This window comes from Melioribacteraceae bacterium, from assembly GCA_019638015.1.
Lineage (GTDB): Bacteria > Bacteroidota > Ignavibacteria > Ignavibacteriales > Melioribacteraceae > JAHBUP01.
This window is the reverse complement of record JAHBUP010000006.1, coordinates 1-5,195: the sequence shown is the minus strand read 5'-3', so window position 1 is coordinate 5,195 and position 5,195 is coordinate 1. Positions and strand designations below refer to the sequence as shown.

4 protein-coding genes are annotated in these 5,195 nt (G+C 37.6%); all 4 read right to left on the bottom strand.

Translation table 11 applies throughout. The features are described from left to right. Positions 1 to 77 precede the first annotated feature (77 nt). Positions 78 to 1,703, bottom strand: a complete 1,626-nt coding sequence (locus tag KF816_17445) for a hypothetical protein (protein MBX3009814.1) — start codon at positions 1,701 to 1,703, stop codon at positions 78 to 80. Positions 1,704 to 2,093: 390 nt separating this feature from the next. Next, the gene (locus KF816_17440) at positions 2,094 to 3,452 is read right to left on the bottom strand and encodes a T9SS type A sorting domain-containing protein (GenBank protein ID MBX3009813.1); all 1,359 of its coding nucleotides are present in this window, start codon (positions 3,450 to 3,452) and stop codon (positions 2,094 to 2,096) included. After that, positions 3,410 to 4,270: a hypothetical protein gene (locus KF816_17435; protein ID MBX3009812.1), complete on the bottom strand. Its 861-nt coding sequence runs from the start codon at positions 4,268 to 4,270 to the stop codon at positions 3,410 to 3,412. The genes KF816_17440 and KF816_17435 overlap by 43 nt, the downstream gene beginning before the upstream one ends. Before the next feature lie 11 nt (positions 4,271 to 4,281). Then, positions 4,282 to 5,004, bottom strand: coding sequence for a hypothetical protein (locus KF816_17430; protein MBX3009811.1), 723 nt, complete (start codon positions 5,002 to 5,004; stop codon positions 4,282 to 4,284). Between the last annotated feature and the right edge of the window lie 191 nt (positions 5,005 to 5,195).

The window sequence follows — 5,195 nt, the reverse complement described above, 5'->3', positions numbered from 1 at the left end:
AACTAAATTATGAAACGAATTTGAATTAGGACACAAAACCCCGCAATTAAATAAACACGGTGTTAACGGCATGCGGCCTAGTCCTCATTTAATATCTCTAAAGCTTTGTCAAATAATGGGTCTTTTCCGTTTAATAAATCTTGATAACTCTTCTCTATATAGATGTCAGGAATAAACTTGTTAGCTTTCAATTTGTCTGGTCTAACAAGATATTGGCTTGAAATTGAGGCTCCAATTTTTGTATTTGGAAGTTTAAATGGTGTCCAAGTGGTTGGTCCTGTCGGATTGTTTGACACATCTGTTCCAATTACTTTAGCTACTTTATTATCTTGGATTAAGGTTGTAAATAATGCACCTGCGCTGTGCGTTGTGAAGTCAGCTAAGACTACAATCTTTCCTTTAAAAACAGGTCTTTCTTTAGGTATGAAGTATGGAGACTTTGGGTCTGTTATTTTATCAAATAATTTTTCGTTACTGTTATTGTATCCAGCGTAAAATAATGAGTCTTTTGGCGGCTGAGTTCCTTGTTTTTTAGTGAATAACTCAATTTTTTCTTTATAGTCATTCTTAAAATAATGCTTATAAAAGTCAGTATTAGGAACATACAGTTCGAAGTCTTTCAAATTTTCTTTGTCCGTTAAATGGTAAAGTAATTGAAGACATATTAATTCGCTTCCACCGCTATTATTTCTCAAATCAAGAATCAGTTTATTTACACCTTTTTCATTTGACTCTTTTACCATTTGAGAGACGTACTGACTAAATATTGGTCTTTCTGGGTCAAAATACTTTTTTATTCTTTTTGATGGCTTCTTTTTACTTGTTTGAATGTTTACATAAAGCCTTGCTATTGGTCTTAACCAAGGTCTAACATAAGATTTCATTCCCTCTTTAATTTCAATTTTGTCATAACATTGATGAAATTGGAAATAGGTGACGCCAATTGAATCTATAATTTGATAATCATAAATTCTGTCTTTCGGTGTGGTTATTGGATGCTTTTTAAAGTCTTTATCGGATAGTTGAAAATTAATTTGTCCAGAGGTAATTTTTGGGACATTGAGAATTTCACCATTGTCAAGTGCCAATTTTAAAGAGTCTATTTTTTGACCTTTTAAAAACTCATGAGATGCAGGACGATTCCACCAAAATGAAACAGATTTCCGTTTTGAAATGTCGTTCTCTGCCGAAACAAAATTGAATAGTTGCTTTTCATAATCATTAATGGGTACATTATTGATTAATAAAACCTTTTGTCCAAGGAAACCAGCGTTCAGTTGGGTAGAGAGGTTTGAAACGTACCAATTTGATTCTTGACTGTATAGAAAAAAAGGATAAATACCTGTAATCGTTACTCCTTTTAAACCTGTCCAAGTATGCTGGTTTTCAAAGTGTGAAAGGTATTTTTTCAGATATAATTGAAATTCTAAATCAGTCAAATTCGAACGACTAAATTCTTTAAGTATCATTTCCTCAAGCCGAACTCTTTCATTTCTTGGGAAATATTTATCCGCTAGAGGAAAATATTTCTCACAAATAGTTTTTAGATACAGAAAATCCTGCTGAAACCTGTTTAGTGATTTATACTCCTTAGTCTTAGTAACTGGGTCTTTAAAATTTTTGGTTGCTGTATTTTGAAGAATTAGTCCACATGATGTGCAAAGGAAGATTAGTCCAAAAGTTAAAAGTCTCATGATTGTCATTAGAAGTTCTCATTTTTCCGGCCGCTTGCCGTTAACGTGAGTGCATGTTGCGTTGCGGGGTTAGGAGCGCTTGTTAAATGGCCATCGGCCATGACAAGCGCGACCAGCTGCAAAACTGTCCCACGGGACCGAACTAAATTAAGAAACAAAAACTATAACGCAACACTGAACCCCGCAATGAAATATGCACAGTGTTATGCACCTGTGCCGCAATTGTCCGCACTAAGCAGCACGGATGACAAAGCTTTGGATGTGGGCTGAAATCGCGTGGCTTTGGCATTGGTGCTGCTATTCGGAAAATCAATCTTTGTTAAATCCCATGTTATTAAATTTTAGAAATCTGTCAGGGAACACAAATTTTGTAGCTTGTACCTTGTACCGTATCTTTTCTTAATGCTGAATTATGAATTTATGTCTTGCGGTACCCTTTACATTTGAAATAGTTAAAAAGTAAATCCCATTAGATAGTTCTGTTATTGGAATGGTAATTTTTCCAGTCCCTGTAGTCGACAATATTTTTTGCCCAGCGATACTTAAAATGGTCAAAGTACTTGTGCCTTCCAATTCGATATTAAGGGTCTCTGATGCCGGATTTGGATAAGGAACACTACTATTAATTTGTGTTTCTTCAATATTAATTTCCCCTGAATCAGTCTGTTGCGAATCACCCCTTACTCTAAGTGGGGTACCTCCGCCACTTGAACTAATATTAATGCCAAGACTATTTGTCCAACTGGATCCACAAGTATTATTGACTTGACAATACATTGTATAACTACCATTTGTTGAACTTGTCATTATATACGGAGTGGATGTGGTACTTCCACTATAGAATGAAAAACCTGATGGCAAGACCCATGTCCAAGATGTCGGGAACCCACCAACTGGGTCGCAACGAAATTGATAAATTGAGGCGGGACCTAGGCTTACAGGATTAACACCGCGTAAACCTGAAGGATAAATTAATGTTGTAATTGAAGCTCCAGGATTGCCAACCCAGATTGATAAAGTATATAATGCCGGGTTGCATCCACCCGGCATTTGAACGGATGCAGTAATTACTATGGAGCCACTGTTACTATTTTGTCTATTAGCCACTCCGGTATTAGGATCAATTGTAAGTATGTTTGGATTGCTGGAAGTCCAGTTAATTGTTGATCCAGCCGGCTGGTTCTGTAATGAGAACGTACCATTTGTACATATTAAAGTTGGTCCAGTTACAAAAGGAATCCGCCTTGAGTCAGTCGTCATGGCGCCTGAGTTAGAGGGATCAAGCCAGTTACTCAGTCTTGTTGCATTTGTGCCATCTCCATCCCATGATACATTAAACCGACCTCCGAACTTATTTGTGTTGAGACATTGGTCAGCATTATTTTGATTAATGCCGTGATGTTGAGCGATAATTCTATGGTTTTGATCATAGTATGGTCCGCCTGAACTTCCACCATTTGTTGCTCCTTGATCTAAAACCAACTGCCATGATTGTGAACCAAGAAAAGTAGCAAATACTGGAGGTTGCTCGTCCCTAGAAATTTTCATAACGTCCCCTGCGGGATGGTGGATAATTGTTGTATTTTGTATTCCTACGGTATTTCGGGACCATCCGGAATAAGTAATACCCGAATTCCCAGACGGCACTTGATTTAATTGAACCAAACAGAAATCACTTCCTGCGCTTCTTGCTCTAAGAGCTGATCCATTAAAGGTTATTCCATTAGCATTCTGCGAAGGATTACATGCTGACTCCATGCCTGAAAGGTGAATTTCCACTGTCCAACATTGGTGTTCGCCTCAAAACAATGATTGGCAGTTAAGAGATATGGTATATTTAAATTACACGTGTTGTTAATCAACGCCCCCGCTACAGCAATCCTGTTTCCATTCAAAATCAAGGCAACAGAATTTCTTTCAAGATCCCAGCCATTGCCTAAAGGGCAAAGTACATTTATGTTGCATGCTGAAGACTCACCAAAGCCTCCAACCTCGGTTCTGTAAATATCTTTGTATCCGTAAGCAATACTTGAGATATGAAGCCTGAGCAACGATTTGTTCTCAAGTAGAACTCTAAGGTCAATAGTTAGCCTGCTACCCTTATAGACCCAAGTTCCCCAAAATAACTCTGCATTGTTTTCATTTTCCGTGATTGGACCAGTAATCATTTCACCATTATCACTATACGCAAATAATTCCGTTCCTGGCGGAAGATAAAACTGATCAAAATTTGCACTAATTGATTTTGCACCCGAGGCCAAAATTGTAAACTTTGCAAAAGCTGAGTCCCCTTCAACTAGCCATTCAGCTTCTCTTACCACATCGATGTCGACATTTACAGGTTCGGCTATTCTGAAAGGTTTTGCCTCGCCTGATGCATTCTCCTGAGTTTCTCTTTCCAGTAGAGATTTGATATCCCTTGCCGGAATTATGTATGGACTTTTACCACGGAAACTCTTTGAATATTTTCCTCTAGATCCTATTTGCTCCGGATTATTAAAATTCGTTTTTACTTGTGCATCTACAAAGGAGGCACACAATAGCAGGAGTGACAGTAAAAGTATAATTTTTTTCATAGGGCAATATTTTATGGTTGAGAGTTCTTACTAATGCGATATGATACACTTAAATAAGTGCCAAGACCAAATTTTGGGTGATAATATGTGGTTGGGTCGTCCCTAAAAATTTTGTCGTTGCGCCACCGAGTGTATAATGGAGCCACGACATGGAGCCCTAACCAGAATCTTTCTCCCAAATATTTATTTAAACCAACATTTAAGGATACTATTTTTCCAAAGTTTATTTTCTCATGATTTACTTGTGTCTCAGCGGTAAACGTGGGAACATAATCTTGTCGAAACGAATAAAGGGCGTTGTATGTTAAAGTTCCCATCAGAAAATAGTCTTTTTTGAGCTGATAATTGTAAGACAAACCAATTAATCCTTGCCAGCAATGATAAGAGTAATGATCGGTGCGAAATATTGGTTGAACAGGTGAATTGTAATCAAAAGGTCGGGTTACATTAAATCTCTGTTTGAAGTATCCGGCACCAATGTTCATGAAAAAGTGCTTGTCCTTAGTTAAAAGCTTTGGTTGGAACGAATAATACAAATTGATTCCGTATCCGACTGCAGAACCGCTATGATATTCTTTGTAATTGGGTGCCGTTGGTGGTGTCCAATTGTCCTTTACCTTAACCTCGCTCCAAATGACCGGAACGGATACCGACAAGTTACTTTGTCCACTGGAATTAAATATTGTGAGTGTGCAAACAACAAGAATTGTAATGGATAATACAGTGCTTTTCATTGCTAAATATTATTGTAATAATAAATATGGACTGCGTTACCGGGCATTCGGTTGTAAGTCAAATCTAATAAATTTTTAAATATCGTTTGGCTCTTTTGCTTGCTTTGGTGTCGCGCGGGAAAGTGCGGCAAGCAAAAGTGCCAATGTTCGAAGCACCGAATCTGTCCGCGGCATTGTGCATAACGTTTTGG

What these genes read in the sequence shown, in the direction of transcription:
- KF816_17445 (MBX3009814.1), bottom strand. Translation starts at nt 1,703, where the DNA reads ATGACAATCATGAGACTTTTAACTTTTGGACTAATCTTCCTTTGCACA.
- KF816_17440 (MBX3009813.1), bottom strand. Translation starts at nt 3,452, where the DNA reads ATGGAGTCAGCATGTAATCCTTCGCAGAATGCTAATGGAATAACCTTT.
- KF816_17435 (MBX3009812.1), bottom strand. Translation starts at nt 4,270, where the DNA reads ATGAAAAAAATTATACTTTTACTGTCACTCCTGCTATTGTGTGCCTCC.
- KF816_17430 (MBX3009811.1), bottom strand. Translation starts at nt 5,004, where the DNA reads ATGAAAAGCACTGTATTATCCATTACAATTCTTGTTGTTTGCACACTC.